Genomic DNA, 23363 nt, shown 5'->3' with positions numbered 1-23363 from the left:
GCGGGACCGCGCAACCAACCAAAAGGAGCAGGATGGACGTCATTCGGCAGGAATTTCGGGTACCGGAAATCTACGGGGCGTTCTGGTTCAATTCCGATCCGATCCCTCTCGGCGCGCTCAGGGGCTTTGCAATTCTCGTCGATTTCTGGGACTATGCGTGCCAGAATTGCCTGCGATCCCTCCCCTATGTGCAGGAGTGGCACCGGCGTTACGCCGACAAGGGCCTTGTCGTCATCGGTGTCCACACCCCGCAGTTTCCGTTCGGAAACGACCCCCTCAACGTCCGCAGCGCGCTCGAGAAGCTGAACATCAGGCACCCTGTGGTCATGGATAACGATTTTCTCATCTGGAACGGGTTCCGGAACACCGTGTGGCCCACCCGCTACCTGGTCGACAGGAACGGTTTCATTCGCGTGGTGCAGGAAGGGGAAGGATCGTACGAGAATTTCGAGCACTCGATCCAATCCCTGATCACCGAGGCCGGATACCACGACGACCTACCGCTGGTGATGGAACCGATCCGGGAGAGCGACCGGGCAGGCACGGTCTGTTACCGGGCCACCCGCGAGGTGCTGACCGGCTGGCAACGGGGCACCATCGGCAACGTCGAGGGCTATGCACCGGAGTCGACGCTCCGCTATGAAGATCCCGGATACTATCTCGACGGCCGTCTCTATCTGCACGGCGCCTGGTTGAACGACCGGACATCGGTGAAGCTCGACGGGACGGACGGGGAAGAGGCGCACGTCGTCATCGTCTATCAGGCGAGAGAGGTCAACGCTGTCGTCAAGCCCGAGGGTGAAACGAATTTCCAGGTTTTCGTCAGGCAGGACGACGAGTATCTCGTTCCCTCCAACAGGGGATCCGACGTGAGGATCGACGAGGAGGGAAGAAGCTATATCCTCGTCGACCAGGCGAGGATGTATAATCTGGTCCGGAACGCGGAGTACGGCGGCCACAAGCTGAAACTGGTCACACGGTCGAACGGGTTTGCCCTCTATTCCGTTTCATTCGTTTCCTCTGCAGTCCAGGAGATGATTCCAAACAATTAAGCGACTATCGATTCGGCGTCTTGTACGGCGGTTCAATCCCCTCCATCCCAGGGTGGAAGCGGATGCAAACCGCCGTTTTGTTATTTGTCGAACGGCTGTATTCCATGCGTAGACCGGTGAACTGATGGCAGAATCATTCCTCGACATCGTGAAGGAGAAGGTCGTCGTTCTCGACGGGGCGATGGGGACATCCATCCAGGATCAGAATCTCAATCCCGAGGATTTCGGGGGGGAACGGTATCATGGATGCAACGAGAATCTCGTCGTCACGAAGCCGCCGGCGGTCGAAGCGGTCCATGCGGGGTTCCTCGAAGCAGGGTGCGACGTGATCGAAACGGATACCTTCGGCGGCCACCCGGTGGTGCTGGCCGAATACGAGCTTGCCGACCGGGCCTATATCCTGAATCTCGAAGCCGCCAAACTCGCGAAGAAGGTCGCGCGCGACTACTCCTCGGCGGGGAGGCCCCGATTTGTCGCGGGGTCGATGGGTCCGACCACGAAGCTGCCGTCCCTGGGCCACATCAGCTTCAAGGAGATGGAGAAGGGGTACTATACCCAGGCGAAGGGGCTGGTCGACGGAGGGGCCGACCTCCTGATCGTCGAAACATGCCAGGACCTGCTGCAGGCGAAGGCCGCGCTGGGAGGAATCTTTGGCTACTTCCAGGAACGGCGGTCGCGGATACCCGTGATCGCATCGGTCACGGTCGAGACGATGGGCACGATGCTCCTCGGGACCGAGATTGCGGCCGCCCTGATGGCGCTCGAACCCTTCGACGTCGATTTGATCGGGATGAATTGCGCCACCGGACCGAAGGAAATGTCCGAAAGCGTGCGCTACCTCTGCGAGAACAGCCCGAAGCCGGTGTTCGTCATGCCGAATGCGGGACTGCCTGAGAATGTCGGGGGCCTGGCCCACTATAAACTCACGCCGGAAGAATTTGTCCGCTACCTTTCACACTTCGTGACGGACCTGGGCGTCAGCGTCGTCGGCGGTTGTTGCGGGACGACCCCGGAACATCTGAGGCAGCTCGTCGCCTCCGTCGGTTCCCTCTCCCCGAAGAAACGCGACGCCAGATTTACGCCCGGCTGCTCGAGCCTCTACCAGACCGCGCCCCTGCATATCGATCCTCCCCCCGTCCTCATCGGCGAGCGGACGAACGCCAACGGCAGCAAACAGTTTCGCGAGCTCCTGGTCAAACAGGACCTGGAGGGGATGGTCGCGATGGGCAAGACTCAAACCAAAGAGGGAGCTCATATCCTCGACGTGTGCGTCGCCTACGTCGGGCGCGACGAGGCGTCCGACATGCGCGAATTGATCACCCGGTTCAACACGCAAATGACGGCGCCTCTCATGATCGACTCCACGGAGGCGCCGGTGATCGAAGAGGCGCTCCAGCGTATCGCCGGGAGAGCGATCGTAAACTCGGTCAATCTGGAAGACGGCGAGGAGCGGCTGGCGGCCGTCCTGCCGCTGTGCAGAAAATACGGGGCCGCGGTGGTGGCCCTGACGATCGACGAACAGGGAATGGCCAAGACCGTCTCCCGCAAACTCGAGATCGCGCGGCGCATCCATGACCGTGCGACCCGCGGGTACGGGATGAGGGATCAGGACCTTATTTTCGATGCTCTCACCTTCACGCTCGGGTCGGGAGACGAGGAATTCCGGAAGTCGGGGGTCGAGACGCTGGAGGCCGTCCGGGCGATCAAGAAGGAGTTCCCGCATGTCCATACGAGCCTCGGGTTGAGCAACGTGTCGTTCGGCCTCTCGCCCCATGCGAGGCATGTCCTCAACAGCGTATTTCTCCATTACGCAATCGAGTACGGGCTCGACATGGCGATCGTGCACGCTTCGAAAATCGTCCCGCTCTATACGATCTCCGAACAGGAGAGGGAATTCTGCCGGAGGCTGATTTTCGACGAACGCGCCGGGGGGAACGATCCCCTCAAAGATCTGCTCGCCTTTTACGCCGGCAGGAAAGGGGAAACCCGGAAGAAAGCCGAGAGGCCCCGGGCCGTCGAGGAGCGGTTGAAACAACGGATCATCGACGGGGATCTGGTGGGGTTGAACGACGATCTGGACGAAGCGCTCCGCACCCATCCCGCCCTCGAAATCATCAACACCATCCTCCTCGACGGCATGAAGGTCGTGGGGGACCTGTTCGGAAGCGGGCAGATGCAGCTTCCGTTCGTCCTCCAATCCGCGACCGCGATGAAGAGCGCGGTCGGATATCTTGAACAATTCATGGACAAGGCCGACTCGGTTTCGAAAGGGACGATGGTGATCGCCACCGTGAAGGGGGATGTCCACGACATCGGAAAGAACCTCGTCGATATCATCCTGACGAACAACGGGTACCGGGTCTTCAACCTCGGGATCCAATGTCCTCTCGAACGGATGCTCAGTGCGGCCGAGGAGCACAAGGCGGATGCGATCGGCATGTCGGGGCTCCTGGTCAAATCGACCCTCATCATGAAGCAGAATCTCGAGGTCATGCACGAACGCGGCCTGAGGGTTCCTGTCGTCCTGGGCGGGGCCGCCCTCACGAGACGCTACGTCGAACAGGATCTCCGGCAGGTGTATTCGGGTCCGGTCCTGTACGCGAACGACGCCTTCGATGGATTGCATTACATGGAGCGAATCGCATCGGGGGGCGATCCGGCAGCCGGAATGGCACGGTCTTCTCCCGCCCCGGCGGTCGAGCCGGCGAACGGCGAGGATCTTTCGGGCCTCGAAGCGAAGATCGCGCTCGCTTCCCCCGGGACGCACCTGGTCGAGCGGAGCGTCGCGCCGGCCGACATCCCGCGGGCGCCGTTCTGGGGATCGAAGGTCGTTGAGAAGATCGCCCTCAACGATCTGTTTCCCTATATCAACGAGACAGCGTTGATCCGAGGCCAGTGGCAGATCCGGAAGAAGAACACGACCGATGCCGAGTACCGGACCCTGCTCGAAGAAACGATCTATCCTGAGTTCGAGGCGCTGAAGCGGAAAGTCCGGGATGAGCGGCTCCTCGAGCCGAAAGTGGTCTACGGGTATTTCCCCTGCGCCTCGCAAGGCGACGACCTGATACTCTACCGGCCCGCGGGCCTGGACGATCCGGTCTCGCTCTGGTTGCCGGAGTCGGTTCCCCCGGCGGGCGCGCCGAGGACGCCGGACCTCGTCGAATGGATGCGATTCACATTCCCGCGTCAGAGCAAAGGCCGGTTTTTTTGCATTTCGGATTTCTTCGCTTCGGTCGATTCCGGAAAGACGGATGTGGCCGCATTTCACCTCGTGACGATGGGAGCCGTGGCGTCGGACCAGAGCCGCCGTCTCTTCGAGGAAGGGAAGTTCAAGGAATACCTTTATTTCCACGGGCTCGGCGTCGAGTCCGCCGAAGCGCTCGCGGAGTTATGGCACAAAGAGATACGGGCCGAACTCGGAATCGACGGGGCAGACAGTCCCGAGATTAGGAAGCTGTTCAGCCAGCACTACAGGGGCTCCCGCTACAGCTTCGGCTACCCGGCCTGCCCGAGCCTGGAGGATCAAACAAAACTCTTCGAACTCCTCCGTCCCGAACGGATCGGCGTGGAACTGACGGAGCAGTACCAGCTCGTCCCCGAGCAATCCACTTCCGCCCTGATCGTCCACCACCCCGAGGCGCGGTATTTTAATATCTGAGCGGTACTGACTGAGTTTCGCTGGCTATTCGGTACGCGACCTGAAGGTCGCGCCTACCGATGCCTCGGGTTTGGTAGGCGCAGGCTTCAGCCTGCGTTTGTTCGGTTCGGCTGTCGAAATTCACCCACCACCCAATCTGACCCGTCTCCGTTGGAAATCCACCGATTTTTTTCGTATACTCACGCATATGGACGATGGGCAATTTCTGCGCGGTGTCGAAGAATTTAACCGCGGATTCTTCTTCGAGTGCCATGATACGCTGGAAGATCTCTGGCACGAAACGCGGGGCCGTGACCGGCTCTTCCTGCAGGGACTGATACAGATCGCGGTCGGATTCCACCATTTTTTCAATCAGAACTTTAAGGGGGCAACGAGCCAGTTGACAAAGGGACTCGGGAAAATCGACGTCTATCGGCCCTCCCACCGCGGGATCGAGCTCGAGCAGTTTTCGCGGGAGGTCGTCCATTGGCTTGCGATGGCGGAGCGGGCGCTCGTGGGAGAGCAGCCCGAGGTCGATGAAGCGATGGCCCCGAAGCTGCAACGGGCTCGGCTGCACCACCTGGAGGAGAATTAACATGGCGACGATGATAACCGAGGAGTGCATTAATTGCGGGGCGTGCGAGCCCGAGTGTCCCAATGTGGCTATCTATGCCGGCGGCGTTCCCTGGGAGCTGAACGGCGAGAAGCATGAAGCCCTCTCAAACGATTTTTACTATATCGTTCCCGAGAAGTGCACCGAATGCGTCGGACACTTCGAACGCGAGCAGTGCGCGGCAGTCTGCCCCGTCGATTGCTGCGTCCCCGATCCGAACCGGGTGGAGACCGAAGAAGAATTACTGAACCGCGCGAAGGCGCTCCATCCCGGAAAGGAATTCCCGGAGTTGAGCCCCGCCACTTCTCACTTTCGCAACTAACGCGCGGACGGGCGGTGTCGCAGTCCTTTCCTTCCTCGCCATCCCGGCATGTCCTGGGCCGGGATCCGGATCGGGCCTCCCTCGGGAGGAACCCGGTCGGGAGAGTCCCGGCATGACGCGTCCATGACCCTCGCCGGTTATGAGGTGCATCCCATCGAAACCGGAAGGTTCCGCCTCGACGGAGGAGCGATGTTCGGAGTCGTCCCGAAAGCCCTCTGGTCCGGAACAAATCCGCCCGACGAGCGAAACCGGATCGAGCTTGCGGCGCGGGCTTTGCTGATCTCGGGCCGGGGAAGAACAATCCTGGTCGATAACGGCAACGGTTCGAAGTTCACGGAAAGGCAGACCGATATCTACCGGCTCGATACGAGCGGCACGGAGCTCACCCGCTCGCTCCGCGCTCACGGCCTCGACCCCTCCGATATCACGGACGTGATCCTGACGCACCTTCATTTCGATCACGCGGGGGGATCGACCCTTCGCGAGAATGGCGCTCTCAGGCCGGCCTTTCCGAAGGCGCGCTACTACGTCCAGAGGGCCCACTGGAACCATGCGCTGGCCCCCTCGGAAAAAGACCGGGGGAGCTTCATGCCGGACGATTTCATGCCGCTCAAGGATCACGGCGTGCTCGATTTCGTCGACGGGGAATGCGAACTCTTCCCCGGCATTTCGCTGGTGGTGATCAACGGCCATACCACCTCGCTCCAGTTGCCGTTCATTTCGGACGGGTCGGCGTCGTTGCTCTTTTGCTGTGACTTGTTCCCCACCACTTCCCATATTCCGCTCCCGTACATCATGGCCTACGATCTGAGGCCGCTCGTGACCCTCGAAGAAAAGAAGAAGATCCTCCCCCGCGCGTCGGAAGAGGGCTGGCTGCTGTTTTTTGAGCATGACCCCAGGGTGATCGCAGGTCGCGTCAAACGGACGGAAAAGGGTTTTCAGCTTGATTCGTCCGCAGGGTGGGAGTGATCGGGGAACCTTCCAATGTTGTATAAGGCGGGGAATCCCATGATGGAATTTGTGAAGATTGCCTCCCTTGCAGAGCTGAAGGGCGCCGGCGGAAAGATGGTGCATGTCCGGGGGCTTGACATCGCTATATTTCGCTGCGAGGGTGAAGTCATCGCCCTGAATAATGTCTGTTCACACCAGCATTTCTCCATGCTCCATAAAGGCCTGGTCGAGGATTGCACGGTGACCTGTCCTATGCATGGGTGGGTGTACGACCTCCGCACCGGAAAAGCGATGACAGGGGAGGGTCGGGTCGCCAGGTATGCCGTGCGTGAGGAAGGCGGGGACCTGCTGGTCGAACTACCGGCTGAATCCGCATGAAGGGACTGACCGCGGAGATTAAGGAGAGGGCACTGGAGCTCGGCTTTCACAAAATCGGCATCGCCAGAGCGGGACGGCTTGAGGAAGAATCGAGGGGGCTTGACGAGTGGCTCTCGCGGGGATACCAGGGAACCATGGCGTGGATGGCGGCCGCGAGGGAGAGGCGAACCGACCCGCGGGAGATTGTGCCCGGCGCGAGGTCGTTGATCTCCGTCGCCATAAATTACTTCAGCCCCGCCGAACACCCGGCTCAACCGTCGGCCGGCAAGGTCTCCCGCTACGCATGGGGCGACGACTATCACGCGCTTGTTGAATCCCGGCTGAACGGCCTTCTTGACTTCATCAAGAGCAGGAGGCCCGATGTGGCGGCGAGGGTCTATGTCGATACGGGGCCGGTGATGGAGAAGGCCTGGGCGCAGCGCGCCGGCGTCGGGTGGCTCGGAAAGCACACGAATATCATTACGGAAGATTACGGGTCATGGGTCTTCCTGGGCGAGATCATCCTCGACCTCGAGCTCGAGTACGATCTGCCGGCGGTCGACCGTTGCGGCAGCTGCACGCTCTGCATCGAGGCCTGCCCGACACAGGCGATCGTGGAGCCCTATGTGGTCGATTCAAATCTCTGCATTTCTTATCTTACGATCGAACACCGCGGCCCCATTCCCTCCGATCTCGGGAACAAATTTGAGGGTTGGATCTACGGCTGCGACATATGCCAGGATGTCTGTCCCTGGAATACGAAGTTTTCAAAGCCCGCCGGCCTGAAGGAGTTTTACCCGAGGGAGTCGAACCTCGCCCCGGATCTGAAGGAGATCTCAGCCCTCACACAGGAGGAATTCAGCGCCCGGTTCAGGAAAAGCCCCATGAAGAGGACGAAACGGGACGGGCTCGTCAGAAATGCGAGAATCGTGATGGAGGCTCTCGCCGGCGATGAACAGCACGACAGGACGGGCGATGGAAAATCATCATAAGCTTATTATCATCGGGTCAGGCCCGGCGGGCCTGACCGCAGCCCTTTACGCCGGGCGCGCAAATCTTAAACCGCTTGTGTTCGAGGGGATCCAGCCCGGGGGCCAGCTCACGATCACGACCGAGGTGGAGAACTATCCCGGCTTTCCCCAGGGAATACTCGGCCCCGAGCTGATGGAGCTTTTCCGCAAACAGGCGCAGCGGTTCGATGTCACGACCCTCTTTCAGGATGTGACGAAAGTGGATTTTTCGGGGAGACCGTTCCGGATCCATTGCAGCCAGAGGGAGTACACCGCGGACTCCGTGATCATAGCGACGGGGGCATCGGCAAAGTGGCTGGGCCTTCCGTCGGAAAAAGAATACATGGGCTATGGCGTCTCGGCGTGCGCCACCTGTGACGCCTTCTTTTTCCGCGGACTCGAGGTGGTGGTCGTCGGGGGGGGCGACACGGCGATGGAAGAGTCGAATTTTCTCACAAAATTCGCCTCGAAGGTGACGATCGTGCACCGGCGGGATACGCTGCGCGCCTCAAAGATCATGCAGGAGAGGGCACAGAGGAACCCGAAGATCTCTTTCCTCTGGAACGCCCAGATCGAGGAGGTGCTCGGCCGGCAGGAGGAAGGGCGAAAGAAGGTCACGGCGGTCAGAGTCCGAAATCTCAAGACGGGCGAGGTTTCCGACCTCCCGACACACGGCCTGTTCATGGGAATCGGCCACGTTCCGAATACGGAAATCTTCAAGGGTCAGCTCCCCATGACGCCGGGCGGATATCTCCTTGTCGAGAACGGTTCCACACAGACGAGCGTTCCGGGAGTCTTCGCTGCGGGAGATGTCGCAGACTCCAAATACCGCCAGGCGGTAACGGCGGCAGGGACAGGCTGCATGGCAGCCATGGATGCAGAAAAGTATCTGGAGAGCCTGCATCATCAGTAAGGGGGCATGCCCCGCCCTGTGTCCGGCTTGCTTGACAAATTGTCTCACCCCTGACGTTCCGCCCTCCTCCGGGCTGTCAAAATGTCCGCGCAAGGACTCCCTCCTCCCACCCTCCGTTTAAAATGCGCCCCTTCCCAAGGATTTTTCGGGGAATCCGTTGGCACAGTAGTTGAAACTCTTTTCTCTGAAATGAGATATGTACCAATAAATTCATTCGAAAGGAGATAACTACAATGACACTAATCAGATGGGCGCCCTTGAATCAAATTGCCCCCTGGCATCCCATGGATGACCTGGGACTCGAGTTCACGAACATGCAGCGCGAGATAGACCGGATATTCGATCGTGTCCGGACCGGAGCCAGCAGCGACGACCGGTCCTCATTCTGGATTCCCGCGGTGGATATTATCGAGCGGGAGAAAGATTACTTCGTGAAGGTGGAACTTCCCGGAGTGAGCAAGGACGACGTTAAGATCACGGCAAAAAACGACGTGCTTACGGTCAGGGGTGAGAAGAAAATGGAGCTTGAGAAGAAGGAGGATAACTTCCATCGCATCGAGCGTTCCTACGGGACGTTCCAGCGATCCTTTACGCTTCCTTCCTCAGTCATAAGCGACAAGATCGAAGCGTCCTACGATAACGGAATCCTCACGATCACGCTCCCGAAGATCGAGGAAACGAAGCCGAAGGAGATCGAGGTTAAGGTCAAGTAACGAACGGCCTTAGACCCCGAATGAGCCCGCTCTCAGGGCTTTTTCGATGACAGCTGTCAAGACGGATAACCTGCGCCCGGGCGAGCCCGGGAGGTTATCCGTTTTGCATTAATGGGGGGGTGTTGACTTTTATTCTCTGGTTTCGTATAATATGCTGAAAAATCAATGAGTTATGGTTGTTTTTTTGCATAATAACATGAGGGAATCGTCGGAGAGATGAAGAATTCGACGAAATGGTTTCTCGTGATCCTTGGCGGTCTCGTCGCGGTCGGAATGGGAATGACCCTCTTGTTCCTGCTTCTCCTCAAGATGGGGAGCTCTGAGACCGAGGAGATTCGTGGAAACGGCGAGAAGATTGCAATCGTTGAATTGCAAGGCGAGATATTCAGCTCCGAGGAACCGGTAAAGCTGTTCAAAAAGTACAGGGACGACAGTTCGATCAAGGCGATCCTGTTTCGCGTCGACTCACCGGGCGGCGGGGTCGTCGCAAGCCAGGAGATCTATGAGGAAGTAAGAAAAACGAGGGATCACGGCAAGCCGGTCGTGGTCTCGATGGGCGCCCTGGCCGCGAGCGGGGGCTACTATGTTTCCTGCGCGGCGAATAGAATCGTCGCGAACCCGGGAACCCTCACCGGGAGCATCGGAGTCATTTCCCAGTTCATGAGATTCGATCCGCTGTTGACCAAAATCGGCATCGAAGAGAACACGATCAAGAGCGGAAGATACAAGGATTCCGGAAGCCCGTTCCGAAAAATGACACGCGAGGATAAATCCTATTTTCAAGCCCTCATGAATGAGGTCCATCGACAGTTTATCGCGGTTGTCGAAGACGAGCGTGGTCTGGACCACGACTCCGTCGTCGGGTTTGCCGACGGGAGGGTTTTTACCGGCGAGGAGGCCGTTTCGATGGGACTGGTCGATACGCTCGGGACGTACGAGGACGCCATCGCGATCGCGGCGAAGCTCGCGGGAATACGGGGAGAACCGACGGTCGTCAAAGAACGGCGGCGGGGGTTATCCCTCTTCGAGCGCGTGTTCGGCGAAACAAAAATCCCGGACTTTCTCGGCCTGAAGGACGAGTTGCTCAACAAACCGATTTTGCAATACCGGATGTCGCACGGGTTCTAGCCACGCCCCCGCCACGACGGCGCGGGCAATGTCCAATTTCACAAAGGAGACTTGCTTTGACGAAAGCAGATATTGTCGATCATATCGCATCGGGGACCGGTCTGACGAAAGTCGAGACCGAGGCCGTGGTCGACGGGTTCATCCAGACCGTGATCGAGGCGCTGAAGGAAGGGAAAAACATCGAGATCCGCGGCTTCGGCAGCTTCAAGACGAAGAAACGCAAGGGACGCATGGCCCGCAATCCCCGGACCGGCGCCCAGGTTCAGGTTGACGAACACTTCGTCCCTTTTTTCAAGGTCTCGAAGGAGCTCAGGACATCCGTCAACGAAAACTTGAAGAAAATTCAACCCTCCCCGATGTGAGCCCGCGCCGGATAGCACAATGATTCCGAAGATCGTTTGCGGGAACTGCGGTAACGAAATCGCAGGCTCGGACAAGTATTGCGGCTCATGCGGGACCCCGGTTGAATCCGCGGGGTTGCCGCCCGCACCCCCCCGGGCCGGAGAGTCGATGCCCGGGAACGCCGCTCCCCTCAATTGTCCACTCTGCGGTCAGAAAAACGAAACGGAAGCCGCCTATTGCGAATCGTGCGGAGCCGCGCTCCGGCCGGGCGCAGCTCCCGGGCGGCATCGGTCCTCCGAGAAGGGCTCGCCGGCTTCCAGGCTCCCTCCGCTCAAGGCTCTTCAGAGCTGGAAGCTGACCCTCGGCCTGGCCATCGCGCTCATCGCCACTCTCGTGATTGTGAAGTCCTCCCGGAACAGTTCCAGCCTCTCCCAGGAAGGCGCCTCCCCGCATGCCTCGGCCGCCGCGCAGGAAATCCGGTCGCTCCAGCAGACAGTCGACGCGAATCCCGGCGACGCTGCATCGACTCTCCGGCTTGCGAACCTCTACCACGACGTCCGCCTCTTTCCGAAGGCGATTACCATGTACGAACGGTACCTCGAACTTGACCCTTCCAACCCGGATGCAAGAGTAGACCTCGGGACATCGTATTTTGAATTGTCGTTCGAGGATACGACACGGAAGAGCGAATACCTGGGCGCGGCCCGCGATGCCATGGAAAAGGCTCTCACGGTCGCGCCGCGGCACCAGATGGCGCTGTTTAACCTCGGCATCATCCGTTTCCACACAGGCGACTTTGAACAAGCCCTCGAGTCTTTCAGGAAATGCGTGGCGGTCGACTCGACATCGGACGTGGGCCGCAAGGCCAAACAATTCGTCACGCAACATTCTTCCATCGAATCATCATCATAGGAGCGACCAATGCCAAGCGGCAAAAAACGTTTGCGCCGGAAAATGGCGACCCACAAGCGAAAAAAGCGATTGCGTAAGATGCGTCACAAGAAGAAAAACCGATAGGTACAGAGCGCCGTTATCCTCCCGGCCGAGGCTCTCGCTCCGGCCGGGAGGGGCGGTCAAGCGTTGCGTCCGGTGTGCCCCCCGGCGCCCTCAGCGGGCGGGGGGGAGAGTCATTATTTCCAACCAACCTCGATTCTCTTTATGAACCGCAAGAATTTCCGTTCGATTTCCTCCCGGCGTTCCGGGCTCGCCCGGAGCGCGGGCGTCCCTCGCCTCCTGTTTTGCCTCGCGCTCCTCTTCCAGGCGTGCGTCCACACGCAGCCGAAGTCGCTCACCATTCTGCACACCAACGACATCCACGCGGCGTACCTCCCGCACGAGGCGTTCTGGATCCGGTCGGACGTCAAGCCGATGGTGGGGGGATTCTACGAGCTCTGGTGGACCGTCGACAGCATCCGGCGCGCGAAGGGACCCCTGCTTCTCCTCGACGGGGGCGACATCATGACCGGGACGCCCATTTCGGAGCTCGACTACAAAGGGGTGACCGGCGGCGCGCTGTTTGAAATGATGAACCTGACGGGATATGATGCGTGGACGATCGGCAACCATGACCTCGATATTTCGCAGGAGAACCTCCGGCAGCTGATCGGGATCCAGAAGTTCCCGACCGTCAGCGCCAACCTCACCGATACCCTGGGGGCGTTCCCGTTCGGAAACAAGGAGTATGTCATCGTGGAGAAGAGCGGCCTGCGGGTGGGGATTATCGGCCTGATGGCGCATGACCTTTTTCAACTGACGAACACCAACAACCTGAAGGGATTGAAGGTCCTTCCGCCCGCCGAGGTGACGCAGCGGATCATCGACAAGATCACCGGTCAAACCGACCTGATCGTGGCGCTCTCCCACGAAGGGGTCGACGAGGATTCGATCCTGGCGGTTTCGACGCACGGCCTCAATGTCATCATCGGGGGCCACAGCCATACCCGCTTGAAGACCCCCAAGCAAATCAACGGCGTCCTGATCTGCCAGACGGGTTCGAGCTGTGAGAATCTGGGCGAGCTCACCCTCACGGTCGAACACCACGCGGTGACTTCCTACGACGGGAAACTAATACCCCTCTGGGCGAGGCATCCGAAGGCGGAGAACGCAATGGCCTCGCTCATCGACGAATCCAAAACGAAGATCGACAAGGACTACGCCCAGCAGATCGGGACGCTCGCGACCGACTGGAAGAGAAGCGGGAGCAGCGAAAGCAATATCGGCGATTTCATCGCCGACGCGATGAAAGAATCGGCCGGGGCCCAGGTGGGGGTGACCAACAGCAGCGGGATCCGGAGCGATCTCCGGGCCGGCCCGATCACGAAGCTCGGCATCTTTGAAATCCTGCCGTTCCGCAACACCCTCTGCACCTTCAAGATCTCGGGGTCGGAACTGCGCGCGTTCGCTCAACGCTATCTCCAGTCGCTTGTCGACCTCAAGTCGGGTATTCAATTATCGGGCCTCGCCTGCTCCTGGAAAAGCGTCGACGGGAAACCGGTCATCCAGCAGCTGAAAATCGGCGGGGAGGAGGTCGCCGACGGAAAAGAATACCTCTGTGCGACGAGCGATTTTGTCATCAACCAGGCCGATAAGTATCTGGGCTTGACGCCGGCGAAAGTAACCTACCTCCAGCAGACCGTCTTCCAGGCGCTCGTGGCGAAAGTCGAAAAGGAGAAGGTCGTTAATTCCCAGGTCGAGAATCGTTTTTCAGAAACCCACTAACGGGAGGCGTGCCAATGAACCAACACCATCTTGATGTCATCATCCTCATCGGCAGGCCCGCCGCGGGAAAATCCGAAGTGATCGATTTTCTCAAGAAAACTGCGCTTCAGGAACGGCTCCGGCGTTTCCACGTCTCGGAGTTCGAGGAGTTCGACGACTTTGTCTACGTCTGGGAGACCTTCGAGGTCGACGACATTCTTGCGCGCCACTCAAAGCCGCGCCTCTGGACGGATGAGAACTATTGGTTTAAGGATGAGTTTATCTGGAACCTCTATATCGAACGGATCAACCTCGCCTACCGGAAGAAGCTCGCCGCGCACCCGGACTATCACGCCGGGTCCACCGCGATTATCGAGTTCGCGCGGGGGGGAGAAAAGGGCTTCGGCGAGGCCTTCTCATTTTTGCACGAGGAAATTCTCAAGCGGGCCGGCATCATCTATATCAACGTCGCGTACGAGGAATCGGTGAGAAAAAACCGGCGGCGCGCGCGCCCCGGAATGGAGGACTCCATCCTGTACCACTCTCTCCCCGACAACAAAATGGAATTCTATTACAAGTCGAACGATTGGGCTCAGCTGACGGCGCAGGACCCCGGGTTCATCACGATCAAGGGCTTTAAGGTGCCGTACGCAGTATTCGAAAATCAGCCCGAGAAAACTGATAATCCCGAAACGCTGGGACAGGAACTGGAGCGGGCGACATCCCGTCTCTGGAGTTTGAAAAGCTCGGGCGGATAGGCTCTCAACCTCGCCTCATTGTCATCCTGAGCGAAGCGAAGGATCTCCATCCTTTTCGAGGCAGAAAAGCCAGATCCTTCGGTCGCTCCGCGACCTCAGGATGACAAGCTCAGCCCAAACTCACTTGATTTTTTGGCATGCAATCGCTACTTTATTATCAAACCCACGAGTAGTGCAACAGACCAATCACGATGGTGGAGATTCCCATGGCTGAAGAGAAAAGCGGTCTTGCGAAAGGTCTCTTCATCGGCTTTATCGCCGGTGGAGTAGTCGGGGCGATCACTGCGCTGCTGTACGCACCCAAGAGTGGAAAGGAGCTCCGCTCCGATATCAAGCGAAAGGCAGGCGACCTCGCCGAGGACGCGTCGGAATACGTCAAGTCCGCCCGCGCGAAGACGATCGACGTGATCAACGAGGGAAAGCATCGGTCCGATCAGCTCGTTTCGGACGCGAAGGAGAAGGCCGAGCACATTCTCGGCAACGCCGAAAAGGTGCTTACCGGGATCCGCGAACGGGCGGGGGAGGAAACCGGGCGCGTGAAATCCGCGTTTCGCTCCGGAGTCGATGCGTACAAAAACGAGAAAGACCGGACGCGCGGCTCAGGCGCGTGACTGAACACCCACGGAGGAGTCGTCCATGGACTGGCAACTCATGCTTGTGCTCTTTGAGATCATCGCCCTCGCGGCGCTTTCGGTGCTCTGCGTCTACCTGATCACGGTCATCGTCAGGATCCGGAATATCCTGACGGTGGTGGAACAGGATGTCCGCGAACTCACCTCCAAGGCTCTTCCCGTGTTTGAAAATCTGGAGGTCATCACCGACAAGGTCAAGAACATCACGGAAAGCATCGATGAGCAGGTGGAGGTGGTCCGGCACTCGATCAATTCCATCAGGGAAGTGGCCGACAATGTCGTGGATTTCGAACGCCGGGTCCAGGAGCGGCTCGAAGAGCCCGTGCTGGAAACGATCGGCACCATCGCCGCGGTGTTCAAGGGTGTGCGGGCGTTCGTAACGCGCATGCGCGCATAACCCCCGGAGGGGGCTTCGGCCCGCGGGGCGGTGTCGTCCGATCGAAGCTCCAGGAGCGCCGGGGTTTCCTCTCCGCCCGGAGAAGGATCAACGCGCTTCGACACTGAACAACGCCCGGCGGCGATCATCCGTCCGCGCAATAACGATCAACCCGAGGAGAGTATCTTACGATGAAAGAATACCCCGTTGAATCGATCCGGAATCTGGCCCTCGTAGGCCACGGAGGGTCGGGCAAGACGACCTTTGCCGAGGCATGCCTGTTCTCCGCCGGCGCAACCACCCGTCTCGGCAGAGTCGAAGAGGGGAACACGGTCTCCGACTACCACGCGGACGAGGTGGAACGGCAGATATCCATCAACGCATCCCTCATGCATTGCGAGTGGAAGGGGGCCAAGCTGAACATCCTGGACACGCCAGGATACACCGATTTTACGGGCGAGGTGAAGTGCTGCCTCCGGGTCGCCGACACCGCCCTGGTCCTGCTCAAGGCCGTTGAGGGCGCGGAAGTGGGCACGGAAATCGTCTGGCAGCATACGAAGGAATTCAAGAACGCCGCGGTGTTCATCGTAAACAAACTCGATAACGAGAATGCCGATTATGAGAAGGTCGTCGGGGAGGCGACGAGCCGGTTTTCCCACGACGTCCTCCCGATCCAGTTTCCCGTCCACCAGGGGTTGCAATTTGAAGCGGTCATCGACGTGCTTCGCATGAAGATGCTGCAGTTCGGAAGGGACGGCAAGGGGAAATACACCGAGGCCGAAATCCCGGCCGAATACAAGTCGAAGGCCGAGGAGCGGCGGGAGCAGCTCATCGAGCAGGTTGCGGAAAGCGACGAAACCGTGCTCAACCTGTTCATTGAAAACGGAACTCTCTCGGACCCGCAGCTCAAGCAGGCGCTGAAAACCGGAATCGCCTCCCGGAAGATCTTTCCCCTCCTTTGCTCCGCGGCTTCGCACAACATGGGCGTCGCTTCGATCATGGATTTTGTGGTGGAGTATTGCCCGAACCCGGCCGAAATGGGCGCGGTGGAGGGAGTCGCGGCGGGATCCAACCACGACGGCGCCAAAGCCGTTGCTGTCGCCCCCAACCCGCACGGACAGGCGGCGATGTTCGTCTTCAAGACGGTGTCCGAGCCCCATGTGGGGGAACTCTCATTCTTCCGTGTCTACTCCGGAACCCTTTCTCCGGGAATGGACCTCGTGAACGAAACGAACAACAAGGTCGAGCGCCTTGCGCAATTGTTCGTCATGAACGGGAAGGAGAGGAAGGAGGCGGGCAAGATAGCGGCGGGAGACATCGGGACCGTCGTCAAGCTGAAGGACACGCACACCAACAACACGCTCACCGGGAAGTCGTTCCCCGTCATCCTGCCCCCGATCAAGTTCCCCGAACCGGTGATCAGCATGGCAATTCACGCGAAGTCGAAGGGGGATGAAGACAAGATCGCCACCGGCCTCCACTCGCTGCATGAAGAAGATCCGACGTTTGTGATAGCGGTCGATTCGGAGCTGCACCAGACGGTGATCAGCGGCCAGGGCGAGCTTCACCTCGGGGTGATCGTCCGCCGGCTGAAAGCAAAATACGGCGTCGAGGTCGATATGGTGGAACCCAAGATTCCCTACCGGGAGACCATCAAGGGGCGCGCGAACGAGGTCGAATACAAACACAAGAAACAGACTGGAGGCCGCGGCCAGTTCGGGCATGTCTGGATCAAAGTGGAGCCGTTGCCCCGCGGGAAGGGCTTTGAATTTGAGGACGCGGTCGTGGGCGGTGTCGTCCCCACCCGCTTCGTCCCCGCCGTGGAGAAGGGGATCATCGAAGCGCTGGTCAGCGGAGTGGTCGCGGGATACAAAGTCGTGGATGTGAAAGTCACGCTGTTCGACGGATCCTATCACGACGTCGACTCCGACGACCATTCGTTCAAAGTGGCGGGAAGGATGGCGTTCAAGAAGGGGTTCAAGGAGGCGAGGCCGATTCTCCTGGAGCCGATTTATGAAATTGAGGTGATTGTGCCCGACGAGTTCATGGGAGACGTCATGGGGGACATCTCCAGCCGGCGGGGTAAAATCCTCGGGATGGATTCGGACGGATCTCATCAAATCATCAGGGGGCTCGTTCCCCTGAAGGAGCTCTTCCGGTATTCCACCAATCTCCGATCGATGACGCAGGGGAGGGGTATCCACCGCCAGAAGTTCGATCACTATGAAGAGATGCCCAGGGAGATCGCTGAAAAGATCGTCATCGAGCACGCGAAGGTGAAGGTGGAGGAGGAGGCCTGAGCGGCCCTGCCGTCCGTCGATCATGCAACGGCTCTTCTCACCCTGGCGTTCCAAATATATCGAGAGCTTCTCGCAACCCGTGGAGGCCGGCGGGGAGTGTATTCTCTGCAAGGCACATCAGGATCAGAAGGACGACGACCATTCGATCGTCACCAGGGGGGATCACTGCTACGTCATCATGAATCTCTTCCCCTATAACAGCGGCCACGCTCTCGTCGTCCCCTACCGCCATATCGCCGAGCTCTCCGATCTGAACGCGGAGGAGTCGGCGGAGACCATGTCTCTCCTCAAGCGCATGACCGTCGCCCTCAAATCGGTATCCCGGCCGGACGGGTTCAACATCGGCTCGAATATCGGGCGGACTGCCGGCGCCGGAATCGACAAGCATATTCACTTCCACATCGTCCCGCGCTGGAACGGAGACACGAATTTCATGCCCGTTCTCGCCGATACGAAGATGATTTCAGAGGATATGAACGACACGCTTCTGAAACTCCGAAAGGCCCTCAGCCGATCGGCGTAACCGCGGTCACACCCCGTGATTCCCGCTTGAATTCATTAAACTTTTTGAATTTCACTTCATCTAACAGGTGAACGGGTCGTGATGGCTCCGAAAACCGACCTGGACCTTGTCGAATCGTTTCGAAACGGCGATATTTCAGGGTTCAACGAGCTGGTGGGGCGGTACCAGGAGAAAGTCTACTGGATTGCGCGGAGGGTGGTCGGGAGCCACGAGGACGCCGACGATGTCGTTCAGGATGTCTTCGTCCGGATGTTCAAGGCCCTGGGCGGGTTTCGAGGGGAATCCGGGTTTTATACCTGGCTCTACCGCATCACGATGAATGTTTCGTTGAACGCAGTCCGCTCAAGGCGGATCAAGGATTTTCTCCGGTACGACGAGACAACGGAAACCGGATCGGAGGAGGTGGAGCTCCCGGATGCAGCCGTCTTGCGCGATGAATACAGGACAATCCTGGAGCGGGCGATCCAGCGGCTGCCCGCAAAGCAGAAAATGGTCTTTATCATGCGCTACTATGATGAAATGCCGTACGAGGAGATTGCAAAGGTCTTGAGGAAGTCCGTGGGCGGGTTGAAGGCGAACTATTTTCACGCGCTGAAAAAGATACAGGAATATGTCAGGAAGGAGATGACTTCGTGAGGTGTCGCGAGATCCGGCATGACCTGCCCGGGTTTGTCCGGGGGGAATTGGATTCCGCCGGGGCGGCCAGAATCGCGGAACATCTGGCTGGCTGCCGTGCCTGCAGCGAGGAGGCGCGGGGGCTGGAGAACGTATTCGGGGTGATCGAGTCGAAGCCGTGGGCCCCTTCCCCGCATTACTGGTCCTCGATCCTGCCGCGCGTGCACGACCGGCTGGAGGAACAAACCCGGTTCCCTCAATGGACCACGAGATTCGCTCTGCCGCTCGCTGCAGCGCTCATCCTGGCAGTGGGATTTTTCAAGATCGCCCCGAGGCCCGGCGAGGAACTCCCCGAGAATTTTGCCGCCATCCTCAATCAACTCTCTTCGGACGAGTTGGAGGAGGTGGCCGATCAGCAGGCTGTTGCCGAAATGATCCACCCCGATCTTGCCGCCGTGGATCAGCAGGTCTCGGCGGACGAGGAAGTCGCAAGCGTGAAAGCCATCCTCCAGGAGGAAGGGAGCGGGACCGCGGATGTGGACGCAGGAGTCGCCACCGGGATGGACGATACGGGCGCGCGCGAAGCCGACTCGCCGGCTGCCGCCTCTCCGCAACCCGATTCACTCAATTAGAATTTACTATTCACAACCAGCACGAGGTATTCCATGATCTACCGAAGTATTCTGTTAGTGGCTGCATGCATGCTCATCGGTTCGGCCGCGGGCATCGCACAACGGCGCGGTATGCCGCCGGCACCCGGGATGCGCGACCAGGGACGGCTGGAGAAGTTCAAGACCATGAGGCTGATCGACATGCTCAAGCTGAGCGAGGAGGACGCGGTCCGCTTTTACGCGAAGAGCAGCGCCCATGAGGAGAAGGTGCGCGATCTCGTGAAGCTGCGCAACTCCCAGTTGGATGAGGTCGAGAAGATGTCCCGCGAGAAGAAGGAGGGCCGGGATTTCCAGGCGCCCACCGACAAGATTCTCGATACGGACCAGCAGATCTTCGCCGAGCGGGTCCGCTACCAGGCCGAGATGAGAAAATTTCTTACGCCCGAACAGTTCGGCAGATTTCTGGTGTACGAGAGAAACTTCGGCAGGCGGGTGAGAAGCGCCATGGAGGAGATGCACCGCGAGCGCGGCGGTGCAGACCGGGAGAGGGACGACGACGGGGAGAAAAACGAGGACTGAGGTTCCACCCTGATTGTGTTCGGGGGAGAAGCCCTTGCGGAGCGATCTGCAAGGGCTTTTTTTTGCACCTCACCCCAGGCCGGGTTCGGCTTCGGTAGGCGCGACCTTCAGGTCGCGTGCTGGTCCACGCAGCCTCAAGCCCGCGGCTGCCAGAGTTGTGGAACTGCGGAAACCGTCGTATATTTCAAGCATGCAAACGACTGTCCGGAGAGTCTATCTCGATCATACCGCCACCACTCCGCTCGATCCCGGAGTCTTCGAGGCAATGAAACCGTTTTTTAGCGGCCGTTTCGGAAACGCCTCGTCGATTCATCATTTCGGGAGGGAAGCGCGGGCGGCGCTCGACGAGAGCCGCGATACGCTCGCTCGCCTGATCGGGGCGCAATCGGGCGAGGTCTTCTTTGTCAGCGGCGGAACAGAGGCGAATAATTTCGCGCTCAAGGGCGCGGGCCGGGCCCTGATGGCACGGGGCAGGAACCACATCATCACGGACAAATCCGAGCATCATGCGGTCCTCGAGCCCTGCGCGGGGCTTGAACAGACCGGGTTCGAAGTGACCTATCTGGATGTCGATGGATCGGGCCGTGTAAAGCTGGAAGATCTCCGCGCTGCGATCCGGCCTCAAACGGGCCTTATCTCTGTGATGCACGCAAATAACGAGGTGGGCACAATCAATCCTGTTGCCGGCGTGGCCCGCATCGCGAAAGCTCAGGGCATTCTCGTTCATTCAGACGCCGTGCAAAGCTTCGGCAAGATACCGGTCAATGTCGACCTGCTCGGCGTCGATCTCCTTTCACTCTCGGCTCATAAGATCTACGGTCCCAAGGGAATCGGGGCCCTCTATGTCCGGAAGGGGATTGAAATCGAGCGTTATCTCCACGGGGGAGGTCAGGAACGGGGCAGGCGGGCGGGAACCGAAAATGTTCCTGGCGCGGTAGGTTTTGCGGAAGCCGCAGCCGCGATGCAGCGCCAAATGGAAGCCGAGCGGCAGCGGCTCGTCGAGTTGAAGGACCGGCTCCGCTCATCGCTCCGCGAGCGTCATCCGTGGCTCCTGTTCAACGGAGACCAGACACCCTCCGGAGCACTTTCTCACATACTCAGCGTTTCGTTCGACAGCGAAAGGATCCGGATCGACGGGGAAGCTCTCCTCTTCAATCTCGACCTTGCCGGAATCGCGGTCACAAGCGGCTCGGCATGCACTTCGGGGAGCATGGAACCCTCGCACGTCCTTCTCGCCATGGGGAGAGACCCGGCTACCGCAAAGGCCGCCATCCGCTTCTCGATGGGACGTTCGACGACAGAGGAGGATATCGACTACACGGCAGGAGTTCTGACCGATATCGTGGAGCGGATCGGGCAGAAAGTGTCATCCTGAGGGAGCGAAGCGGCCGGATGCTGTCATCCTGAGGGAGCAAAGCGACCGAAGGATCTCATCTTAGCGTATTTCGCTTCTTCCATTCCCTGATCGCCAGACCGTACCGCAGTCCCCGGTCGCTGGCGATAACTTCCTCGAACCGGAAGCGGATCATGAATTCAAGGAGTATGAGGGACCCGGCCACCAGTATGTCGGCCCGCCCCTGGGCAGCCTCGGTAAGGGCCTCGATTTCCGCAGACCTCATTTCAGAGAGCCTCCTGAACCATCTTTCAACGTGCTCCCGGGGTAACGTATAACCCCCCACGAGGTTCGCGTCAAACTCGGTTAATCCCTGGTCAAGGCATGCGAGCGTGGTGACGGTTCCGGCCACGCCGATAAGCGAATAGTCTCCGCCTGACAAATCTTGGATCGACTCCCATCCCTCCTGGACAATCCGGCGGGCCTTGGAGAGTTCCTCGCTCGTGGGAGGATTGTGGTTCAGGTACCGCTCTGTAAGTCTAACTGCCCCAAGCTGAAAGCTAAGATAACTTAAGGAATTTCCGATGGACGGAATCCGGTCTTTTACCGGATACGAGACCTCGGTGCTTCCTCCCCCGATGTCGATAACCGCAGCCGGCCGGGAGGTCGAATCGAAACCGCTCAAGGCCCCATCGTAGGCCAGCCGTGCCTCCTCCTCGCCGCTCAGAATTTCAACTTCCACCCCCGCCGTGCTCCGGAGGTAGGCGAGGAACTCATCGCGGTTTGCAGCATCCCGGAGCGCGCTTGTCGCGCAGGCGGTGATCAGGTCCGACTTGAACTGGATCGAGAGATTCTTGTATTCGTTCAGGACCCAGGCGATCCGGTCAAAGGCAGGAGGGCGGATCATCCGCATCTTGTCAACGTCGCGGCCGAGGCGGGGAAACCGGAGTTCGTTATGGACAGGCTGAATCGACCCGTTGGGGTCGATATCGGCGATGAGAAGGAGGACGGTATTCGTCCCGATATCGATCGCCGCTATTCTCATTCAGGCTTTTCCCGCTGCCAGCGCCGACCAACCGTGTTCGTTCAGCCCGCCGCGCTCCGGCATACTGAGCGCAGCGAGACTCTCACGGAGCGCGGGAAGGTCCGGTTCGAGGAACCCGGAAAGGATCACAATCCCATCGGGTTCCAGTAAATCGCGGAGCCGCTCGAGGGAGCCGGTAATCATCTTGAGCGTGAGATTCGCGAGAATACAATCAAAACGGCGCACCTGTGAATCCCCGGCGGAAAAATCCTCGATGGCAATCCGCACGATGCGGACTGCTTCCCCAACCCGGTTCGCCTTCACATTTTCGAGAGCATTCTCGATCGACCAGTCATCGATGTCGATGCCGACAGCCGATCCGGCTCCCAATTTGATGGCAGCGATGGCGAGCAGGCCGGTGCCGGTGCCCACATCGAGCACGCGGTCTCCCGGTTTCAGATATCGCTCAAGTAGTCCGAGGCAGAGCCGGGTCGTCTCGTGATGCCCGGTGCCGAACGACATTTTGGGATCGATCTCGATGATGATTTTTCCGGCCTGCTCAGGCATGGCGTGCCAGGAAGGAGTGATAACGATTCGGTTTCCGATCCCGACGGGAGTAATGCTCCTCTCCCAATTCAGATTCCAGTTTTCCTCGGCTATCTCCCGCACGTCGAACGCTTCGCCGGCATCCAGGGAGCGAAGAATGGCGGTGAGGCGATTCCGAAGGGCCTCGATTTGGGCGGGCGTCAGCGCCCCCTTATCGAGGTAGGCGAGGAGGGAAGGATCTGTTTCCTGAAACCCGGAACATCCGAGTTCGAGCAGAAAGGGGATGAGCAATTCCTGCATGGCATGAGCGGCGGGGATTGAGATTTCCAAG

Annotated in this window: 24 protein-coding genes; 22 read left to right on the top strand and 2 right to left on the bottom strand. The window is 59.2% G+C overall.

The window, feature by feature from the left end; all coding sequences use genetic code 11:
- Positions 1-32: 32 nt before the first annotated feature.
- From VI215_07600 to VI215_07495, 22 genes are all read left to right on the top strand, one after another.
- On the top strand, positions 33-1052 hold the full coding sequence (locus VI215_07600; protein HEY6192174.1) for a redoxin domain-containing protein: 1020 nt from the start codon (positions 33-35) through the stop codon (positions 1050-1052).
- Positions 1053-1176: 124 nt separating this feature from the next.
- Entirely contained in the window at positions 1177-4710 is a 3534-nt protein-coding gene (gene metH, locus VI215_07595) for a methionine synthase (GenBank protein ID HEY6192173.1), read from the top strand.
- 187 nt (positions 4711-4897) lie between these two features.
- On the top strand, positions 4898-5284 hold the full coding sequence (locus tag VI215_07590; GenBank protein HEY6192172.1) for a DUF309 domain-containing protein: 387 nt from the start codon (positions 4898-4900) through the stop codon (positions 5282-5284).
- A 1-nt stretch (position 5285) separates the two neighbouring features.
- Positions 5286-5624 carry a YfhL family 4Fe-4S dicluster ferredoxin gene (locus VI215_07585; GenBank protein ID HEY6192171.1) on the top strand — a complete coding sequence of 113 codons (339 nt, stop codon included), beginning with the start codon at positions 5286-5288 and terminating at the stop codon, positions 5622-5624.
- Between the two features lie 123 nt (positions 5625-5747).
- Complete coding sequence (locus tag VI215_07580) at positions 5748-6593, top strand: MBL fold metallo-hydrolase (GenBank protein ID HEY6192170.1); 846 nt, start codon at positions 5748-5750, stop codon at positions 6591-6593.
- A gap of 15 nt (positions 6594-6608) precedes the next feature.
- The gene (locus VI215_07575) at positions 6609-6953 is read left to right on the top strand and encodes a Rieske 2Fe-2S domain-containing protein (GenBank protein ID HEY6192169.1); all 345 of its coding nucleotides are present in this window, start codon (positions 6609-6611) and stop codon (positions 6951-6953) included.
- Positions 6950-7924: a tRNA epoxyqueuosine(34) reductase QueG gene (gene queG, locus VI215_07570; protein HEY6192168.1), complete on the top strand. Its 975-nt coding sequence runs from the start codon at positions 6950-6952 to the stop codon at positions 7922-7924. Before VI215_07575 ends, queG begins: the two co-directional genes overlap by 4 nt.
- Complete coding sequence (gene trxB, locus VI215_07565; protein ID HEY6192167.1) at positions 7908-8855, top strand: thioredoxin-disulfide reductase; 948 nt, start codon at positions 7908-7910, stop codon at positions 8853-8855. Before queG ends, trxB begins: the two co-directional genes overlap by 17 nt.
- Positions 8856-9088: 233 nt before the next feature.
- Positions 9089-9568, top strand: a complete 480-nt coding sequence (locus tag VI215_07560; protein ID HEY6192166.1) for an Hsp20/alpha crystallin family protein — start codon at positions 9089-9091, stop codon at positions 9566-9568.
- A gap of 216 nt (positions 9569-9784) precedes the next feature.
- Entirely contained in the window at positions 9785-10696 is a 912-nt protein-coding gene (gene sppA, locus VI215_07555; protein ID HEY6192165.1) for a signal peptide peptidase SppA, read from the top strand.
- A 56-nt stretch (positions 10697-10752) separates the two neighbouring features.
- Entirely contained in the window at positions 10753-11058 is a 306-nt protein-coding gene (locus VI215_07550) for an HU family DNA-binding protein (GenBank protein ID HEY6192164.1), read from the top strand.
- Positions 11059-11077: 19 nt separating this feature from the next.
- Positions 11078-11950 carry a tetratricopeptide repeat protein gene (locus VI215_07545; GenBank protein HEY6192163.1) on the top strand — a complete coding sequence of 291 codons (873 nt, stop codon included), beginning with the start codon at positions 11078-11080 and terminating at the stop codon, positions 11948-11950.
- 246 nt (positions 11951-12196) lie between these two features.
- Positions 12197-13756, top strand: coding sequence for a bifunctional UDP-sugar hydrolase/5'-nucleotidase (locus VI215_07540; GenBank protein HEY6192162.1), 1560 nt, complete (start codon positions 12197-12199; stop codon positions 13754-13756).
- A gap of 14 nt (positions 13757-13770) precedes the next feature.
- Positions 13771-14493: a hypothetical protein gene (locus VI215_07535; protein ID HEY6192161.1), complete on the top strand. Its 723-nt coding sequence runs from the start codon at positions 13771-13773 to the stop codon at positions 14491-14493.
- Positions 14494-14699: 206 nt separating this feature from the next.
- Complete coding sequence (locus tag VI215_07530) at positions 14700-15104, top strand: YtxH domain-containing protein (GenBank protein HEY6192160.1); 405 nt, start codon at positions 14700-14702, stop codon at positions 15102-15104.
- Between the two features lie 25 nt (positions 15105-15129).
- Positions 15130-15522 (top strand): DUF948 domain-containing protein, encoded by a 393-nt coding sequence (locus tag VI215_07525; GenBank protein HEY6192159.1) that lies wholly within the window; start codon positions 15130-15132, stop codon positions 15520-15522.
- Between the two features lie 170 nt (positions 15523-15692).
- Positions 15693-17801, top strand: a complete 2109-nt coding sequence (gene fusA, locus VI215_07520) for an elongation factor G (protein HEY6192158.1) — start codon at positions 15693-15695, stop codon at positions 17799-17801.
- Between the two features lie 22 nt (positions 17802-17823).
- A complete protein-coding gene (locus tag VI215_07515; GenBank protein HEY6192157.1) occupies positions 17824-18324 on the top strand; it encodes an HIT domain-containing protein in 501 nt (166 codons plus the stop codon).
- An 81-nt stretch (positions 18325-18405) separates the two neighbouring features.
- Positions 18406-18960, top strand: a complete 555-nt coding sequence (locus tag VI215_07510; protein HEY6192156.1) for a sigma-70 family RNA polymerase sigma factor — start codon at positions 18406-18408, stop codon at positions 18958-18960.
- On the top strand, positions 18957-19571 hold the full coding sequence (locus tag VI215_07505; protein ID HEY6192155.1) for a zf-HC2 domain-containing protein: 615 nt from the start codon (positions 18957-18959) through the stop codon (positions 19569-19571). The genes VI215_07510 and VI215_07505 overlap by 4 nt, the downstream gene beginning before the upstream one ends.
- Positions 19572-19604: 33 nt before the next feature.
- Positions 19605-20129 carry a hypothetical protein gene (locus VI215_07500; GenBank protein HEY6192154.1) on the top strand — a complete coding sequence of 175 codons (525 nt, stop codon included), beginning with the start codon at positions 19605-19607 and terminating at the stop codon, positions 20127-20129.
- A gap of 157 nt (positions 20130-20286) precedes the next feature.
- A complete protein-coding gene (locus VI215_07495) occupies positions 20287-21504 on the top strand; it encodes a cysteine desulfurase family protein (GenBank protein HEY6192153.1) in 1218 nt (405 codons plus the stop codon).
- 55 nt (positions 21505-21559) lie between these two features.
- On the opposite strand, the gene VI215_07490 is transcribed toward VI215_07495, so the two are convergent.
- Positions 21560-22507 carry a Ppx/GppA phosphatase family protein gene (locus VI215_07490; GenBank protein ID HEY6192152.1) on the bottom strand — a complete coding sequence of 316 codons (948 nt, stop codon included), beginning with the start codon at positions 22505-22507 and terminating at the stop codon, positions 21560-21562.
- Positions 22508-23362 (bottom strand): 50S ribosomal protein L11 methyltransferase, encoded by an 855-nt coding sequence (gene prmA / locus VI215_07485; GenBank protein HEY6192151.1) that lies wholly within the window; start codon positions 23360-23362, stop codon positions 22508-22510.
- Position 23363: the final 1 nt, after the last annotated feature.

This window comes from Bacteroidota bacterium (assembly GCA_036522515.1).
In the GTDB taxonomy this organism is placed as follows: Bacteria; Bacteroidota; Ignavibacteria; order UBA10030; family SZUA-254; genus VBOC01.
The sequence above is the reverse complement of the archived record's forward strand: the minus strand, read 5'-3'. Positions and strand labels throughout refer to the sequence as shown.